Origin of the sequence: Lysobacter sp. BMK333-48F3, from assembly GCF_019733395.1 — a bacterium.
In the GTDB taxonomy this organism is placed as follows: Bacteria; Pseudomonadota; Gammaproteobacteria; order Xanthomonadales; family Xanthomonadaceae; genus Lysobacter.
In genome coordinates, this window is record NZ_JAIHOO010000001.1 from 3,363,241 (window position 1) to 3,380,480 (window position 17,240).

Below are 17,240 nucleotides of genomic sequence, written 5' to 3' on the forward strand. Positions count from 1 at the left end.
GGGCAGGCGGGGAGCGGTGTCTTCGCGAACGACGCAGAGGACCTCTCGATGCCTAACGCAGTCAATCGATTGACGATCGCGATCAGCCTGATCGGGCTGGCCGCCATCGCCGGAGCCGCGATCCGCGGCCTGTCCGACGACACGCCGGCCGACGCCGGCGCGATCGGCGGCGCACCGTCCCCCAGCCGCATCGACAGCGGCCTGGAAACCCAGACCAGCCGCTACATCGTGCTGTACAAGGAAGCGCCGCTGGCCACCTACGCCGGCGAGATCGCCAGCCTGCCGGCGCCGCAGCGCATGGCCGGCGCGCAGAACGCCAACAGCGCGGCCGACGGCGGCGCGCCCGGCCGGCTCGACGTGCGCAGCGCGCAGGCGCGCGGCTACGTGCGCCATCTCGATCGGGTCCAGCACGACCACGAGCGCGGCATCAACGCCCTGATCGGCCGGCCGCTGGCGATCGAACGGCGCATGCAGCACGCAGTCAACGGCGTGATCACCCGCATGACCCAGAACGAAGCCGCGCGCATCGCCAAGCTGCCCGGCGTGGAACTGGTCGAGGAGTACCGCGAATACGAGCAGGCCACCGACGTCGGTCCGGCGCTGATCGGCGCGCCGGGGCTGTGGAACGCCACCCCGACCCAGTACCGCGGCGAAGGCGTGGTGTTCGGCATCCTCGACTCGGGCATCAATTTCGGCAGCCCGGCGTTCGCCGCGATCGACGACACCGGCTACCAGCACGTCAATCCCTTCGGCAGCGGCACCTACCTGGGCAGCTGCGCGCCCGGCGGCGTCGACGAAGGCCGCTGCAACGACAAGCTGATCGGCGGCTACGACTTCGTCTGCGGCGCGCCCGGCAATACCTGCGGCGTGGCCGACATCCGCGAAGAACCCGGCTTCGGCGACACCAACGGCCACGGCAGCCATACCGCGTCGACCGCGGCCGGCAACGCCTGGGACGCCAACTACAAGGGCCGCACGGTGCGCATTTCCGGCGTCGCGCCGCACGCCAACATCATCGCCTACGACGTCTGCTACACCCGCATCTCCACCGGCCAGGGCCTGTGCCCGAACACCTCGGCGGTGGCCGCGGTCGACCAGGCGATCGCCGACGGCGTCGACGTCATCAACTACTCGATCGGCGGCGGCAGCCAGCCCTGGGGCGAGGCGGTGTCGCTGGCCTTCCTCAACGCCTCCGACGCCGGCATCTACGTCGCGACTTCGGCCGGCAACTCCGGTCCCGGCCCGAACACCATGGGCCACCTGGAACCGTGGACCGGCTCGACCGCCGCCGCCCAGCACGGCCGCGGCACCTTCGCCTTCCTGTTGCAGGTCACCGGCCCGGGCACCGTGCCGCCGGCCCTGCAGGCGATCCAGCTGACCGAAGGCAGCGGCGGCGCCGCCTTCAACGCCAGCCTGCCGCCGACCACGCCGATCAAGGTCAGCGCCGGCATCGACACCGCGACCGACGGTTGCGCGGCGTTCGCGCCGGGCACGTTCCAGAACGCGATCGCGCTGATCCGCCGCGGCACCTGCAGCTTCTCGATCAAGGTCAACAACGCCGCGGCCGCCGGCGCGATCGGCGTGGTCATCGCCAACAACCAGCCGGGCGCGACCACGCCCAGCGTGCCGGGCACGACCATTCCGGCGTTCCTGGCCCTGCAGACCGACAGCGACGCGCTGCGCAACTTCGCCGCCGGCAACGGCAACACCACCACCGCCGCGATCAACTTCCCGCCGACGCCGATCCCGAACACGGCCGATGCCTTGGCGGCGTTCAGTTCGCGCGGCCCCGCCGGCGACTTCAACCTGATCAAGCCCGACATCACCGCGCCGGGCGTGAGCGTGTTGGCGGTGCTGTCCGGCAGCACGATCAGCGGCAACGAGAATCTGGTCGGCCTGCTTAGCGGCACCTCGATGGCCTCGCCGCACCACGCCGGCGCCGCCGGTTTGTTGCGTCAGGCCAAGCCCGACTGGACCGCTGCGGAAATCAAGTCGGCGCTGATGATGACCGCTGAGCGCAAGGTCTATACCGAGGACGAAGTCACCTTGGCCGATCCGTTCGACGCCGGCGCCGGCCGGGTCCAGGTCGATCGCGCGCTGCGTGCCGGTCTGGTGCTCAACGAGACCACCGCCAACTACCTGGCCGCCGATCCGGCGACCGGCGGCCAGGTCGCGAGCCTGAACCTGGCCAGCCTGGCCCAGCGCGAATGCGCCCAGGCCTGCGTGTTCAAGCGCAGCTTCCGCGCCGCACAGGGCAAGCCCGGTTTGTGGGTGGCGCAGCTCAAGGGCGTCGACGGCATCGCCTTCCCGCCGGTGTTCCTGTCCCAGCCGGGCCGCACCCAGGACGTGACGGTGATCGTGCTGACCCATCAGTTGCCCAAGGACGGCGCCTGGCACTTCGGCGCGCTGCAGTTGGATCAGGTGCTCGGCGGCCCGTCGCCGCAGTTGCATCTGCCGGTCGCGGTCGCCGTGCCGCCGCCGCAGATCGAACTGCGCCCGGCGCAGGTCGCGCTGAGTCTGCCGGCCGGTACGCGCGGCTTCGCCGATTTCGCGATCGGCAACCTCAGCGCCTCGGCCCTGCAGTTCCAGATCGACAACACCGGCGAAGGTTCGCGCAGTGTGGTCGACACCAACTCCGACGGCGTCAGCAGCGGCTTCCGCAGCACCGTCTACACCGACCCGGCCTCGGCCGGCGGCCTGCCGGCGCAGTTCTCCAGCGACGACTTCGTGCTCAGCGACAGCACCCGCCTGTCGCGGCTGTTTGCCGAGGGCTTCGTCTCCAGCGGCGCCGCGCTGGCCAGCACCGCGACCAGCCTGACCTGGAGCGTGTTCGCCGACAACGGCGGTAACCCGGCCAGCAACCCGCTCGCCGGTTCGGCCTTGTGGACCTACACGGCGGCGCCGAACGCCGCCGGGGTCCGGGTGGATGGGGCGAACATCACCCTCGACCTGGCCGCGGCCGGGCAGAACGTGCAGTTGCCGGCCGGCCGTTACTGGCTGGTGGTGCATGCGCGCACCAGCTTCGCCAACCGCTGGGTCTGGTACGCCTCCAACAGCGGCGACAACCAGTTCCGCACCATCGCCCCCTCGGTCGGCGGCGCCGGCAGCTGGAGCGCCGGCGCGGGCTTCGCCGGACTGGCCTACGCCATCCAGGGCGCCAGCGCTTGCGGCGCACCGTGGATCGGCGCGCCGGTGCGCGCCTTCGGCACCGTCCCGGGCCGCGGCGAAGTCGCCAACCGCGTGCGCATCGACGCGCGCGGGCTGAGCGCAGGCAGCCACATCGGTTACGTCTGCGTCGCCAGCGACGATCCGGTCCAGCCGAAGGTGGCGTTGCGGGTGGCGCTGACGGTGACCGACTGAGGCAGGGCGCAAGCCCGCGGTTCGAACCGAACCGACAATGCAAGTGTCGTCCAAGCCGGGCCCGTTCGCGGGCCCGGTTTTTTTCCGGTCGCAAGGTCCGCGCGGCTTGGACGAGTGTGACTTTATCCCTTTTAAATCGAGACTTGCATAGCACATTTGTTCGGGAGAAAGATCGCTCAAGGATCGGGCGATGGCGCCCGAGCGCGATCGCAGCCGCAACGGCTGCTGGACAGGGATGGAATCATGCAGGCTTCCCCGACGCACAAGGACCGCGGCTTCTGGTTGCGGCGCGCCTTGCCTTGGCTGGCGTTCTTCGGCCTGGCGCTCGTATTGGGCTCGGTGCGCGCCCAAGGCACGGACTGGCCGAACGAGTACGCCAAACGGGTGCGTTCGACCGAGCACGTCTCGCCGTTGAGCGACGAGGCCTTCGGCGACAAGGTCAACCTGTTCAACGGCACGGTCCGCTTCAGCCACGATCTGGTGTCGCTGCCGGGCAACAGCGCCTTGCCGGTCGCGCTGGGGATCTTCTACGACCCGCACGACATCACCGGCGGGCCGCTCAACGGCTACTGGGACCTCGACCTGCCTTACGTGGGCGCGGTGCACCACAGCAAAAGCGCGGAAGCGAACGGCTGGGTGGCGATCCCGCCCAACGTCAACAACGGCTATGTCGAATTCGACCGCTCGATTTTCTGGAGCGGCAACCGCCTGACCATCAACGGCGGCGGGGGCGGCGATCTGCTGACCATCCCGGACGACCCCAAGCGGGTCAAACCGCAGAACTCGGTCGGCTACAAGTTCGCCACCAAGGACGGCTGGTTCTTCGCCGAACTGCCCAGCGTGCAGAACGGTCCCGGCAAGGGCCTGGTGGGCTATGCGCCGGACGGGACCAAGTACACCTTCGACTGGCTGGTGTACCGGCGCTATTCCTCGATCAGCCATCCCTGGGGCTATACCGTTCCCAACGCGTTGCTGCATCGCTACAAGCTCAAGCTCTATGTCAGCAAGATCGAGGACCGGTTCGGCAACTGGGTCAGGTACGACTGGGAGTACGACCACCCCACGCGCATCTACGCCAACGACGGTCGCGAGATCGTCATGACCTACTCCAGCCCGGCGCCCTACCTGTTCGACGGCAACTACCAGACCAACATCAAGACCGCGACCGCGAACGGCCGCACCTGGACGTTCGACTACGCCAACGCCTATGGCGGCAACGTGCGCAATCCCGACGGCTCGGAATGGAAGTTCGACGGGCCGGCGGTGTTCGACATGCCGCGCCTGGACGTGGCCGAGTATCTGATCAACCCCGACAACAACCAGCACTATCCGCAGAAGAACGTTCCCTGTTCCCCGGGCAGCATCCTCGCCGATACCCGTTCCAAGGTACGCATTGTCCATCCGTCGGGAGCGGCCGCCGAATACCTGTTCAAGTCGATGCGGCACGGCCGTACCAACGTGCCCTACATCTGCGAAACCGGCAACGACGAAGGCAGCAGCGGGCGCAACCGTTACTCGACCTTCCACGACACCTGGTCGCTGATCGAAAAGCGCATCAGCGGCGCCGGCATTGCCGAGAAGGTCTACCGCTACGGCTACGAAGGCCTGGGCGAGGGCTACGAAACCCAGGACGAGAATCGCTGGGACATCGGCCCGGGCTGGAACGCCAAGTACGCGCCGCCGGCGCCGAACTACAAGACGGTGACGGTGACCGAGCCGGACGGCACCCAGAACCTGCACACCTTCGGTCGCGACCGCGATCTCAACGAAGGCCAGTTGTTCCGGGTCGAGACGCGCAAGGCCGGCACGACCTATCGCAGCGTCAGCAACAGCTACGTGAGCGATTCGGAAGCCGCCGGCATGCCGTTCCCGTCCTGGATGGGGTCCAACGGCGACGAGTTCGCCGACCGGCTGCCGAATTCGAACCGGCCGCTGAAGTCGACGGTCACCGCCCAGGACGGCGCGACCTTCAACCGCAGCATCAACAGCTTCGACGCCCAGGCGCGGCCCTTGAGCGTGGCCAAGTGGTCCTCGGGCAGTCATACCGACCGCGGCCGCACCGACGCCACCGAGTACTACGACGACCTGGGCCTGTGGGTGCTGGGGCAGGTGCGCAAGGAGTCCAATACGGACACCGGCTGGGTGATGTCGCAGACGGACTACAATGCCCAGGCCTTGCCATCGCAGCGCTTCGCCTTCGGCAAGCCGATCGAGAGCTACGAGTACAACCCCGACGGCACGCTGGCGGCGCTGACCGACGGCGCCGGACGCAAGACCCGGTTGGAAAACTGGAAGCGCGGCGTGCCGCAGTCGATCCGTTACGCCGATCAGAACGGCGATTCGGCGGTAGTGGACGACAACGGCTGGCTGACCTCGATCACCGACGAGAACGGCTACACCACCGGCTATGCCTACGACGCGATGGGCCGGTTGCAGACGGTCAGCTATCCCGGCGCCGACAGCAACGCCTGGGAGCCGATGCAGTTGCGCCTGGAACAGCGCGGGCAGGCCGAATACGGCCTGCCCGGCGGGCATTGGCGGCAGAGCGTGACCGTCGGGCGACGCAACAAGCATGTGTACCTGGATGCGATGTTCCGGCCGGTGCTGACCCACGAATTCGATGGCAACGACTTCGCCGGCACGCTCAAGGCCGGTGCCGCGGCGTTCGACGAAGACAACCGGGTCGTGTTCGCGAGCTATCCCAGCCGTCAGCCGGCGGGCTCTACGCAGGGCACCCGCACCGCCTACGACGCGCTCGGGCGGGTCACTTCGGTGCAGCAGGACAGCGAGTTGGGCGTGCTGACCACGACCACCGAATACCTGCCGCAGTTCCTGACCCGGGTCACGAACCCGCGCCAGCAGCAGACCTGGTACAGCTACTTCGTGCTCGATCAGCCCAGCTACGACACTTTGACCGGCATTACCCATCCCGGTGGTCGCCTGACCTGGCTGTATCGCGACCTGCTCGGCGCGATCACCAGCCTGCGCCGTACCGACAGCGCCGAATCGGTGCAACTGCTGCGCCAGTACGGCTACGACATCCATCACCAGTTGTGCAAAACGGTCGAGCCTGAAACCGGCGCGACGGTGACCGCCTACACCGCGACCGGAAAAGTGGCCTGGTCGGCCAGCGGCCTGAGCCTGCCCGATACCGGCAACTGCAATCACATGGAGGCCTATCAGTCCGGCCGTCGGGTCGACCGCAGCTACGACGCGCGCGACCGTCTGTACCAGTTGTCGTTCCCGGACGGCGCCGGCAACCAGACCTGGAGCTATTACCCCGACGGCCAGGTCCAGCAGGTGACGACCCACAACGGCGCGACCGGCGACAGCGTGGTCAACAGCTACGAGTACAACAAGCGGCGTCTGCCGACCCGCGAGCGCATGCAGTTCGACGCGATCGACTGGGCGTTCGGCTCGACCTACGACAACGAGGGCGCGCTGGCCAGCCACAGCTATCCGAACGGGCAGGCGGTCGCTTACGCGCCGAACGGGCTGGGCCAGCCCACCCAGGCCGGCAGCTACGCCACCGGCGTTGCCTACCATCCCAATGGCGGCATGTCGGGCTTCGCCTACGGTAACGGCATCGTCCACAGCCTGCAGCAGAACCTGCGCGGTCTGCCCGAGCGCAGTCGCGACGCCGGCAGCGCGACGGTGCTCGACGACAGCTACGACTACGACGCGGTCGGCAACGTCGCCGCGATCAGCGACGGATTGCCTGGCGCGCGCGGCGATCGCAGTCTCGGCTACGACGGCGCCGACCGCCTGACCAGCGCGGTCTCGCCGATGTTCGGCCCGGCCAGCTACAGCTACGACGCCTTCGACAACCTGCGCACGGTCGAGGTGGCCGGGCGCAAGCACACCTACTACTACGACGGCGCCAACCGCCTGACCAACGTGCAGCTGACCGACACCGGCCAGTCGGTGATCGGCCTGGGTTACGACGTCCAGGGCAATCTGCAGAACAAGAACGGCAAGGAGTTCCGTTTCGATTTCGGCAACCGCCTGCGCGAGGCGGTCGGTGCGGAGAGCTATCGTTACGACGCTCATGGCCGGCGCGTGCTCGCGACCAGCCCCAGTCTCGGCAGCATCGTTTCGATGTACGACCAGGGCGGCGCGCTGCGCTACCAACGCGACTACCGCAAAGAGAAGGACGTCGCCTATTTCAGCCTCAACGGCAGCCTGGTCGCGCGCGCCAGCACCGCGATCGCGCCCGATGTGCCGGTACTGACCGCGCCGAGTTTCGTCTCCGCAGGCAGCTTCACGGTCGGCTGGAGCCAGACCACCGCCCAGGGCAGCTACGAGTTGCAGGAGCAGGCCGGCGGCGGCGCCTGGCAGGCGCTGTACAGCGGCGGCGAGCGCAGCCGCACCGTGTCCGGCCGTAGCGACGGCAGCTACGGCTATCGCGTCCGGGCCTGCAACGCGGTCGGCTGCGGCGGCTGGAGCGCAACCGCGACCGTGGTCGTGCAACGTCCGCCGTCCTCGGCGCCATCGCTGTCGGCGCCGGCTACCGCGGTCAACGGCCAGTACGGCGTCAGCTGGACCTCGGCCGGCGGCGCCACCGATTACCTGCTGGAGGAAAGCGCCGGCGGCGCGGCATGGACCACGGCTTATGCCGGCGCGGATCTGTCCAAGGCCTTCAGCGGCCGTGCGGGTGGCAGCTACAGCTACCGGGTCAAGGGCTGCAACCCGGCCGGTTGCGGACCGGTGTCGAACACCGCCAGCGTGCAGGTGATCTACCCGCCGGCTTCGGCGCCGTCGATCAGCGCGCCCGCGCAGAGCACCCAGGGCAGCTTCAGCGTCGGCTGGACCGCGGTCGCCGGCGCCGCGGGCTACCAGCTCGAACAGAACGCGCTGGGGCAGGGCTGGGCGCTGATCCAGGACGGCGGCGCCACCAGCCGCACGATCTACGGCGGTTCCACCGGCAACTACGCCTACCGGGTGCGGGCCTGCAACGCCGCCGGCTGCGGGCCGACCTCGGGCGAGGCCAACGTCTACGTGATCGGCCCGCCGACCGCGGCGCCGGGCATCAGCGTGCCGGCCAGCAGCAACAACGGCACCTTCTGGGTCGGCTGGAACGGCGTCGACAACGCGACCCGCTATCAGCTCGAAGAGAGCGCCGGCGGCGGGGCCTGGACCCTGATCTACGAGGCCAACACCGGCGGCGCGACGATCTGGGGACGCTGGGACGGCACCTACGGCTATCGCGTGCGCGGCTGCAACGATGCCGGTTGCGGTCCGTACTCCTCGCCGGGCTTCATCACCGTCGACCACCCGCCAGCGGCGCCGTCGATCAACCTGGCCGACTGGCTACGCAACACCCTGCGCGGCCGCGTGGTCCTGGACACCTGCACGATCCGCTGGAACGCGGTCGCCAAGGCGAGCAGCTACCAGCTCCAGTCCACCGACAACGGCGCCCAGCTGTACAGCGGCTCGGCCACCCAGATCCAGTCCGGCTCCAGCGGCCAGTACTGCGCCTACAACTACGCCGTCCGCGCCTGCGGCAGCGGCGGCTGCTCAGCCTGGTCGAGCCCGCCGTATCCGGCGACTCGGCGGACTGAGGCGATGGATTGAAGGGGGAGCGATGACATGAAATGGATCTCAATGTTCGCCTGTTCGACGCTGCTTATCGCCTCACCGAGTGTCAAGGCGCAGACCGTAGTCGAATACATTCATACCGATGCGCTCGGCAGTCCGGTGGCGGTGACCGATGCCGGCCAGAACACAATCGAGCGGAGCGAGTACGAACCTTATGGCCAATTGCTGAATCGACCTGCGGCCGACGGGCCGGGATATACGGGGCATGTGGTTGATACGCAGACCGGGCTTAGCTACATGCAACAGCGTTACTACGACGCCGAGTTAGGCAGGTTCTTGTCCGTGGATCCTGTAGCAGCCAGCGGGAGGGAGGGGGGTAACTTCAACCGTTATCGGTATGCAGACGGCAATCCTTATAAGTTTATCGATCCGGACGGACGAGCAGCGTGTCCTACTGGTACGCGGGTTTGCTATCAGTCGATTAAAAGCGAGACTGGTACGGCACAGCAGCCTGGGCCAAATGCGAGAACTCAAGCGAAAGATGCGCAAGCAGTTCAGGCCCATAAGGCCGGCCGACTCTCCGACGGTACGAAGCTGAATGTCAACAAGAAGACCACTGAAGAGCAAGGCATCAAGGTCGGGGCTGACGGAACCTCATCCAATCCATTCCAGAAAATATGTTGGTCCTGCAGCGATGGTGATTCTGGAACAGGGGGTAGATATAATGTCGCTGGGCTGATCGGAGACGATAGTGCCGGCCATACCCATCCGGGTGAAATTAGTGAGATTCCCGGTCGGGGTGATGCTGGGCTTGTCAATGTGACCGGGCAGACCAATTATGTTTTTTCTCGTGCGGGTGTTTTTGCTATAGAAAAAACAGGGGTTGGTTACAGGGTCAGACAGATCGAAGGAGCAGCGTTGCGTGGGGAGGCTCGCCGTAACTTGATCAATCAGATTGATGCATGGAACCGGTCCGACGGTGCATCCAACTCGGGAGGGGTGTCATGTTCTTCAAGCTCTTGTTGAGCTTTGGTGTGGCTTTGTCATGTGCTTGCCTATCATCGTGCACGTTGCAACAGCCTGTGCTAACGAATCCGAAGGCGATTGAAGTGAAAGGAATTCTTGAGCTTTTTCCTGGAGGGTACGGCGCTGCCTCGGTACGCGTGATCGATGGAAAATGCTATGACTTGGCGCTGCCGAAGTCGGTTATGAGAGAACATGATCGGTGGAGTGAGCGGGTTGTAATTTTGTCAGGCACTACTGTTCTCCGCCCTCGCTTTCCCGATGCGGCATGGTTTGACATCAAGGACCGTCGCATCGAGGCTGGCGGTTGTTCTGACAGCGTGATTTATGTGGATACGATTAAGGTCGTAAAATAAAGGTGATCGGCCCGCCGACCGCGGCGCCGGGCATCAGCGTGCCGGCCAGCAGCAACAACGGCACCTTCTGGGTCGGCTGGAACGGCGTCGACACCGCGACCCGCTATCAGCTCGAAGAGAGCGCCGGCGGCGGCGCCTGGACCCTGATCTACGAGGCCAACACCGGCGGCGCGACGATCTGGGGACGCTGGGACGGCACCTACGGCTATCGCGTGCGCGGCTGCAACGATGCCGGTTGCGGTCCGTACTCCTCGCCGGGCTTCATCACCGTCGACCACCCGCCGGCGGCGCCGTCGATCAACCTGGCCGACTGGCTACGCAACACCCTGCGCGGCCGCGTGGTCCTGGACACCTGCACGATCCGCTGGAACGCGGTCGCCAAGGCGAGCAGCTACCAGCTCCAGTCCACCGACAACGGCGCCCAGCTGTACAGCGGCTCGGCCACCCAGATCCAGTCCGGCTCCAGCGGCCAGTACTGCGCCTACAACTACGCCGTCCGCGCCTGCGGCAGCGGCGGCTGCTCAGCCTGGTCGAGCCCGCCGTATCCGGCGACTCGGCGGACTGAGGCGATGGATTAAGAGGACGACGATATGAAATTGATCTTGAACCTCATCGCGGCAGCGCTGCTGAGCTTTGTCCCGTTTGGGGCAAAAGCGGAGACTGCAGTCGAATACATCCATACGGATGCGCTCGGCAGCCTCGTGGCGGTGACCGACGTCAATCAAAATGTTACGGAACGTAGCGAGTACGAGCCGTATGGTCGACTCTTGAATCCCCCAGGGGGCGACGGCCCTGGCTATACCGGTCATGTAAATGACACTGCGACCGGTTTGGTCTACATGCAGCAGCGCTATTACGACTCAGATATAGGTCGTTTCCTGTCAATCGACCCAGTCGGTGCAAACTCAAAGACGGGAGGAAACTTCAATCGCTACTGGTATGCGAATGACAACCCCTACCGCTTCATTGATCCTGATGGGCGATATGTGTGTACGGGCGATAAGGGGAATTGCAAAAGATTCGATGTGGCAATCGGCATGGCGGCGAGAGCGGCCGTTGACCCGAAGCTGTCGTCTTCGCAGAGAGCTGCTCTCAGCAAAGCCGTTGCGTTCTATGGTAAGGCGGGTGTAGAAAATGTAAAAATCTCCTTTGGTAGTCTTAAGGGAGATTACGCGAACATCAATACGGATAGGACGGGTCGCGGTACTGTTACGTTTGATCTTGCGGCTATTTCCGGAAGGGATTCTGCGAGAGCATCAGGCCTCGTCAATGGGCTAGCTATGAGGGCGGTTCATGAGGGCGACCATGGGGTGCGAATAGTCGAAAAAGGGTTTCCGTCATCGAGAGCTGAGAGATTTGAAAGGGAGCAGCACGGCTATCGGGCTGAAGGCTATTACCAGAAGGCCACTGGATACATGCAAAATGGAAACAACATATGGACTCCTTGGGGGCGGGCGATGGAATAAGTGAGGAGGCGGTGAACGGGCGAGCTAAGATGTCTGTGATGTCGTCTTGCGCTAAATCTAGCGAAGGGAGTTGCCGATGATTGGTTTCCATTGGTATTCGCGGTGCATGGCCATGTGCTTGATTCTCCTGATGTCTGCATGTGCAGGTGTGGATACGGGAGAGGGGCAGGCGATGGGTGGTGCTCGGAATATTGTATTTTCCGATCCGGTTGACTTTATCGGCGTAAATTTTAAAACGGCTAGACCTAGGCAGGGTGAAGATTTTTCTGTTGCTCTGTTGAGTTCGTCGGCGGATCGGGAGGCTCTTAAGCAAGATTTGCATCTGCTTGGAAAAATGCCATCGGACATTCCGCTCAGAGTGGTTGGGTTCACGGATTCCAGGGAGTGTGCTGGTGAAGAATGCCGTGAATTGTCATTGCGCCGGGCCAAAGCCATAACTGATTGGCTAATTGGCATGGGTATTCCGAGTTCCAGGCTCGCCGCGCCACAGGGGTTTGGCGCCGAAAGGCCCATAGACGACAACGGAACAGAGAAGGGGCGTGCTCGTAACAGACGTGCTTATGTTAGTTACGATTGATGCGACGCTTCTCGCGTCGACAAGATGCCGGGTAGGCGACGAAGCTGTCTGGCGGATTGAAGTGATATGCAGGGTGATTCTGCTATCGCTTCTATCGGTCGCGTTTGGCTCCTCATGCGGGCGGGCAACTCAGATCAGAACAGATGGAGCTTCGTTGTTCTCTGGGCTGGAGATGGTTCCCTTGCACATGAAGTCCGGGCATCCAATGGACGACGAAGGCATCGAGACGGCGCTGGCCGAGCCCGAGGAGTTCTATCGAAGAGCGCTCCAATTGAATGCTGAGACTATCAAGGCTACGCCCGGGATGAGCTTCGAGGTGGTCGGTTTCACCGACGCAATCGAGTGCAGCGGAAACTGTCGGGAGCTGTCCGCTAGACGAGCCAGGATCGCGTATGACTGGCTACTTGCCGCAGGGGTGTCTCCATCCTCACTGAGAACTCCTGTCGGACATGGGAGCGACCTGCCGGTAGGCGACAATGGAACGGACGAAGGACGGTCGCGGAATCGACGCGTAGAAATTAATCCAGTTGCTGATTAGCACGTTGCTGAGCGATATGGCAGGGGCCTGCAACGTACACTCCGGCTGGATTCTCGCGCCGGTCGTTCTCGACAGGATTCCGCCCTAGTCGGGCCAGACCCTAAAAGGGGGGGGCTAAGGTGGAGTTATGCCGCTATGAAGATTGTCGCTAAGGCCGTTGGCGGTTCTGGCAAGAACAGGTTGGCATCCCTGGAGATAACGACCGACCGTAAGGATGATAAGTTCTCCGATATGCGGGTGGATTCTTTCCGGATTGAGGCGAGTACGCTGCAGTCGTGTGCTTTTACTGGGATACATGCCAAGCAAGCTTGCTTTGGTTCCGGTCCGAAGATGTCTTATCTCAATGAGTGTGTTTTCGAACGCTGTGATTTGAGACTGTCGGTAGCAGGAAGAGCTAGTCTGACAGAGTGTCGGTTCGTTGAATGCACTCTCCGGGAAGTCATCGCTTTGGATCTGGAATTGATCAACTGCGTTTTCGAGAGGACGGTGATCAATGAAGCCACATTTCATGGTGCGGTGCCGGCGGAGGATGCGCAGTTGGTCGGGCGTTGGCGGAATGAGTTCTGCGGCAATGATTTCTCGTCGGCTACTTTGCGGGACGTTGGGTTCAATACGGGAATCTGTGTTGCTGCGCAAACACTTCCCGTTGGCGACGATTATCTATACATAGCAGACACAGCGGCAGCTGCGGCTTGGCTCAGGGCCGCTCCAGTGCCTCCAGAGCCGGCGGCAGCCAGGCAGCAAAAGACTCTGCTCGCTCTTCTGGATTACGACGCATCGACTGGGCAGAAGGATCAGCTTTTGGTCGGGCCATTCCCTGAGGGGCTGCGAGAAGCGGCTGCGACGTTCGGGTCGTTGCTGGCCTGACTCAGGATGAAAGGCAGTATCGACTCGTTTGGAGTGGGGCATTACACCTTCAAAGGCCAATGGTTCTGCAGATGAGGGAAATAATCAGCGTTCATGTCGAGAAATCATTGGTGTTCGTCGCCGGTTCTATGGCGTGCGAGCTTCCGGCCCTGGTTGGTAATGAGCTGGCGACTGCGACCGACTCCTGCGTTGCTGTGGGAACGCTCAATGGCGCCGATGGTCTGACGAAGATCGTGCTTTCTTCGCGGCCAGCTGAGACGGGGATGCTTGCTTACTCGGGGCGATTGAGTTCGCCCGAAGGTATGGTGTCGGTGTTCAACATCAGGTTGGAAGAACTGCTCAGCCTGGAGGTCGGTTCGGATGAGGTCGATATCGCGATCTTCGTCAACGATGCGATCGAACCCGATCGGGTCGAAGTGGTCGTATCGTGCCAAGGCCGCGGGTTGTTGGTTCCAGATCGAATCGTTCGCCGCAGCGAGGGCGGCAGCGCGGAATAAGCAAGTGGCAGGCAGCTCCGAGGTCGGTGCTGCCGCTATCCATGCTCTCAGGGAGGTCGAGCTATGAAGGCGAAAATGCTGTGGAGTGGCGCAATGTACATGTTCGCAGCGGGCGCCCTCGCTTCCGACGACCAGGGCTACCGGAAACTGTCCGGTAGCTACGCGATTACTTCAGCGCACCTGGTCGATCCGGGGCCGGCGCAAAAGCGCGACCGGGCCGTGTTCTTTGTCGAGTCGGACGCTGCCAAGGATCTGTACCAGGCGATGAAGGGGAAAGCTGTCAGGGACCCTTGCTCCGACGAGCTGACGACCAAGACTGCAGGTGGCTTGGCGTGTTCGAAAGAGGTTGGCCGGGAGGTGTATACATGCGCTTTCGGGGTGAGGCTCGAAAGTGGGACGTTGATCGGGGCCAAGGTTTGTTGATGCATGGCGTTGCCAGCGACTGAGGCAGTCGGCGCTTGTTGCAGTGCCCACCCGCGGCGTGCTGAGACCGGGGGCTCGATACCTCCGCTAGCCCGTTGCCAAGCGGCGGCGTAGCCCGTCGACGGGGTCGACTCGACCTCGGCGTGGAACCCCGAGTTTGATGGCGGCGAGCGCCTCGCCTTTCACCACTCCCGCCAGGCCTCGGTCAAATCCTCCTCGCCCGACCCCAGCCCGGCCTCGGCCGCGGCGCCGAGCAGCAGGTCGCACAGGCCTTCGCGTTGCTCGGTCTCGATCAGGGCGTAGCCGCAGCGGGCGTTGAGCGCGTTGAGGGCGAGCACGGCGGTCTTGAGCGCGGCGCGGACGCGGGCAAGGTCGCCGCTGCCGTCGCGGGCGGCGTCGAGGTAGCGGTCGACGATGGCTTCGCAGGCGTCGATGTCGCGTTCGGCGTAGCCGGGGGCGGCGCCGTCGGCGCGCAGGTCGTCCATGTAGCTGCGCATGCCGTCGAGGATCTCGCTCTTGAGCTCGACGTAGTCGTGGGCGTTCACTGCATCGTCCTGCAAGGACCGGCGACGCGGGGTCGGCGGCCGGGTGGGCCGCGCCGGCGGTCGGTCGGCGCGTTCGGGGGACGCCATGCTAGGCAGGGCAGATTGCAGTCGATGCGTCGGCGTCGGCGGCGCGGCGCGGAGCCGCGGAAGCGTGACCGCCGTCGATGGATCGCTGCGCGTCGGCGCGGTTTCGCTCGCCGGACGGGCGAGACGACGAACGGCCCGGCTGGCGGTTGTGATCGGCGCCGCAGGATGCCGGGTCGGTGAAGTGGCCTCACATGCGGCTTGTTAGACTGCCCGCACCGGTACCGGCCGTCGGGCCGGCGCCCGTCGTCAGGAAACTCGTGCCGTGATCAAGCCCGATATTCCTGCCAACGAAGCCGAGCGCCTGGCCGCGTTGCGCGGCTACGACATTCTCGACACGCCGCCGGAGCCGGACTTCGACGATCTGGTCGCGATCGCCGCGGCGATCTGCGACGTGCCGACCGCGCTGGTCAGCCTGGTCGACTCCGACCGGCAATGGTTCAAGGCCAAGCTCGGCCTGGCGGTGGACCAGACCCCGCGCGAGTTGGCGTTCTGCGCCCACGCCATCCTCGATCCGAGCCAGCCGCTGGTGGTGCCGGACACGCACCAGGACGAACGCTTCCACGACAGCCCGTTGGTGGTCGACGATCCGAATATCCGTTTCTACGCCGGAGCGCCGCTGGTGACGCCGCAGGGCGAGGCGATCGGCACCTTGTGCGTGATCGACACTGTGCCGCGGCAATTGCTGCCGCATCAGCGCAAGGCGTTGCTGGCGCTGTCCAAGCAGACCTCGCGGGTATTGGAGCTGCGCCGGGTCAGCCGCGCGCTGGCGCGTCAATTGCAGGAAAGCGACTGGTACGAAAAACAGCTGCTGCAGTACCAGCAGCAGCTCGAAGCCAGCAACGCCGACCTGACCGCCTTGACCCGCACCGATCCGCTGACCGGATTGCCGAACCGACGCGCGTTCGCGGCCGCGTTCGAACAGGCGCAGGCGCGCCGCGACGGCGGCCAGTTGCATGTCGCGGTGCTCGACATCGATCACTTCAAGGTGATCAACGACGTCCACGGCCATCCGGAGGGCGACCGGATCCTGGTCGCGGTGGCCGAAACCCTGCGCCTGTACGCCGCCGGGCCGGCCGGAGTGGCGCGCTACGGCGGCGAAGAATTCCTGATGATGTTCGAGACCGGCCTGCGCCAGGCCGAGCTGCAATGCGAGTTCGTGCGCGAGGCCATCGCCAACCTGCCGGTCGGGCTGCCGCTGACCCTCAGCATCGGCCTGGCCACGTACCGCGCCGGCGAAACCAGCGACGACACCATCGCCCGCGCCGATCAGGCGCTGTACGCGGCCAAGCGCGGCGGGCGCAACCGGGTGGTGGTGGCGCACGGCGACTGAGCCGGACCGCCCGGCTCAACGGTAGGCGCGCTCGCGTTCGGCCTGCAGCCGTTGGCGCAGGTATTCGTTACGGCTCAGTCCGTTCGGTATGGCCTCCATCGCCATGACTTCGGCGACGATTTCCCGTTCGCGCTGCTTGTACTGGCGAAAGCGCGGGTCTTGCGCCTGCTGCTGCGCCCATTGCGCGTTGCGCCGTTCGGCTTCGCCGCGGTAGCGCACCGCCAGGGACTCGACCAACTCGGCCTGTCGTACCGGATCGGCGACGGTGGCGCGGATCAGGGCGACCCGCAGCAGCACGGTTTCGCCGGCCGAGAGTTCGCCGGCGCGCTCGTAGGCGTCGATGCCCTGCTGCAGGGCCTGCGCGCGGCGCTCGCGTTCGACGGCCGGCAGGCGCGCGGCCTGGTCGAAGAACTGCCGTGCCTCGCGCTGGAACTGCTGGCGTTCGCGATATCGCCGCGCTTGCGGCGTGGCGAGCAGGGGCTGCGCCTGCGCTGGCGCGGCGGCCGAACTCGCGAACGCCGGTGCGGGTGCGGGCGCGACGCCGGCGTCGCGCCGCGCCCACACCGCGCTGCCGACCGCCGCGGCCAGGGCCGCGGCGGTCAGCGTGGTGGCGATCAGGACCGGCTTGCGCAT

13 protein-coding genes are annotated in these 17,240 nt (G+C 65.1%); 11 read left to right on the forward strand and 2 right to left on the reverse strand.

The window, feature by feature from the left end; translation table 11 throughout:
* Window positions 1-48: 48 nt before the first annotated feature.
* The 10 genes from K4L06_RS14420 to K4L06_RS14470 all read left to right on the forward strand — a co-directional run bounded on the left by K4L06_RS14420 (window position 49) and on the right by K4L06_RS14470 (window position 14,645).
* Window positions 49-3,360: a S8 family serine peptidase gene (locus tag K4L06_RS14420; RefSeq protein ID WP_221672033.1), complete on the forward strand. Its 3,312-nt coding sequence runs from the start codon at window positions 49-51 to the stop codon at window positions 3,358-3,360.
* Window positions 3,361-3,603: 243 nt separating this feature from the next.
* Complete coding sequence (locus K4L06_RS14425) at window positions 3,604-8,934, forward strand: RHS repeat protein (protein WP_221672035.1); 5,331 nt, start codon at window positions 3,604-3,606, stop codon at window positions 8,932-8,934.
* A gap of 15 nt (window positions 8,935-8,949) precedes the next feature.
* Window positions 8,950-9,924 (forward strand): RHS repeat-associated core domain-containing protein, encoded by a 975-nt coding sequence (locus tag K4L06_RS14430; protein WP_221672036.1) that lies wholly within the window; start codon window positions 8,950-8,952, stop codon window positions 9,922-9,924.
* Window positions 9,903-10,277 (forward strand): hypothetical protein, encoded by a 375-nt coding sequence (locus tag K4L06_RS14435; RefSeq protein WP_221672037.1) that lies wholly within the window; start codon window positions 9,903-9,905, stop codon window positions 10,275-10,277. The genes K4L06_RS14430 and K4L06_RS14435 overlap by 22 nt, the downstream gene beginning before the upstream one ends.
* A gap of 2 nt (window positions 10,278-10,279) precedes the next feature.
* Window positions 10,280-10,855 (forward strand): hypothetical protein, encoded by a 576-nt coding sequence (locus K4L06_RS14440; RefSeq protein WP_221672038.1) that lies wholly within the window; start codon window positions 10,280-10,282, stop codon window positions 10,853-10,855.
* A gap of 12 nt (window positions 10,856-10,867) precedes the next feature.
* Complete coding sequence (locus K4L06_RS14445) at window positions 10,868-11,743, forward strand: RHS repeat-associated core domain-containing protein (protein ID WP_221672039.1); 876 nt, start codon at window positions 10,868-10,870, stop codon at window positions 11,741-11,743.
* A gap of 76 nt (window positions 11,744-11,819) precedes the next feature.
* On the forward strand, window positions 11,820-12,320 hold the full coding sequence (locus K4L06_RS14450; RefSeq protein ID WP_221672040.1) for an OmpA family protein: 501 nt from the start codon (window positions 11,820-11,822) through the stop codon (window positions 12,318-12,320).
* Between the two features lie 673 nt (window positions 12,321-12,993).
* Window positions 12,994-13,725 carry a pentapeptide repeat-containing protein gene (locus K4L06_RS14460; RefSeq protein WP_221672043.1) on the forward strand — a complete coding sequence of 244 codons (732 nt, stop codon included), beginning with the start codon at window positions 12,994-12,996 and terminating at the stop codon, window positions 13,723-13,725.
* 59 nt (window positions 13,726-13,784) lie between these two features.
* Complete coding sequence (locus K4L06_RS14465) at window positions 13,785-14,222, forward strand: hypothetical protein (RefSeq protein ID WP_221672044.1); 438 nt, start codon at window positions 13,785-13,787, stop codon at window positions 14,220-14,222.
* A gap of 63 nt (window positions 14,223-14,285) precedes the next feature.
* A complete protein-coding gene (locus K4L06_RS14470) occupies window positions 14,286-14,645 on the forward strand; it encodes a hypothetical protein (protein ID WP_221672045.1) in 360 nt (119 codons plus the stop codon).
* Window positions 14,646-14,827: 182 nt separating this feature from the next.
* On the opposite strand, the gene K4L06_RS14475 is transcribed toward K4L06_RS14470, so the two are convergent.
* Window positions 14,828-15,190, reverse strand: a complete 363-nt coding sequence (locus K4L06_RS14475) for a hypothetical protein (RefSeq protein ID WP_221672046.1) — start codon at window positions 15,188-15,190, stop codon at window positions 14,828-14,830.
* Between the two features lie 349 nt (window positions 15,191-15,539).
* Between K4L06_RS14475 and K4L06_RS14480 the strand changes: the two genes are divergently transcribed.
* Window positions 15,540-16,607 (forward strand): sensor domain-containing diguanylate cyclase, encoded by a 1,068-nt coding sequence (locus tag K4L06_RS14480; protein WP_221672047.1) that lies wholly within the window; start codon window positions 15,540-15,542, stop codon window positions 16,605-16,607.
* 15 nt (window positions 16,608-16,622) lie between these two features.
* On the opposite strand, the gene K4L06_RS14485 is transcribed toward K4L06_RS14480, so the two are convergent.
* Window positions 16,623-17,240, reverse strand: coding sequence for a hypothetical protein (locus K4L06_RS14485; RefSeq protein WP_221672048.1), 618 nt, complete (start codon window positions 17,238-17,240; stop codon window positions 16,623-16,625).

Bases quoted from the DNA above. Each gene is read 5' to 3' on its own strand.
- K4L06_RS14420 (WP_221672033.1), top strand. From the start codon at position 49: ATGCCTAACGCAGTCAATCGATTGACGATCGCGATCAGCCTGATCGGG.
- K4L06_RS14425 (WP_221672035.1), top strand. From the start codon at position 3,604: ATGCAGGCTTCCCCGACGCACAAGGACCGCGGCTTCTGGTTGCGGCGC.
- K4L06_RS14430 (WP_221672036.1), top strand. From the start codon at position 8,950: ATGAAATGGATCTCAATGTTCGCCTGTTCGACGCTGCTTATCGCCTCA.
- K4L06_RS14435 (WP_221672037.1), top strand. From the start codon at position 9,903: ATGTTCTTCAAGCTCTTGTTGAGCTTTGGTGTGGCTTTGTCATGTGCT.
- K4L06_RS14445 (WP_221672039.1), top strand. From the start codon at position 10,868: ATGAAATTGATCTTGAACCTCATCGCGGCAGCGCTGCTGAGCTTTGTC.
- K4L06_RS14450 (WP_221672040.1), top strand. From the start codon at position 11,820: ATGATTGGTTTCCATTGGTATTCGCGGTGCATGGCCATGTGCTTGATT.
- K4L06_RS14460 (WP_221672043.1), top strand. From the start codon at position 12,994: ATGAAGATTGTCGCTAAGGCCGTTGGCGGTTCTGGCAAGAACAGGTTG.
- K4L06_RS14465 (WP_221672044.1), top strand. From the start codon at position 13,785: ATGGTTCTGCAGATGAGGGAAATAATCAGCGTTCATGTCGAGAAATCA.
- K4L06_RS14470 (WP_221672045.1), top strand. From the start codon at position 14,286: ATGAAGGCGAAAATGCTGTGGAGTGGCGCAATGTACATGTTCGCAGCG.
- K4L06_RS14485 (WP_221672048.1), bottom strand. From the start codon at position 17,240: ATGCGCAAGCCGGTCCTGATCGCCACCACGCTGACCGCCGCGGCCCTG.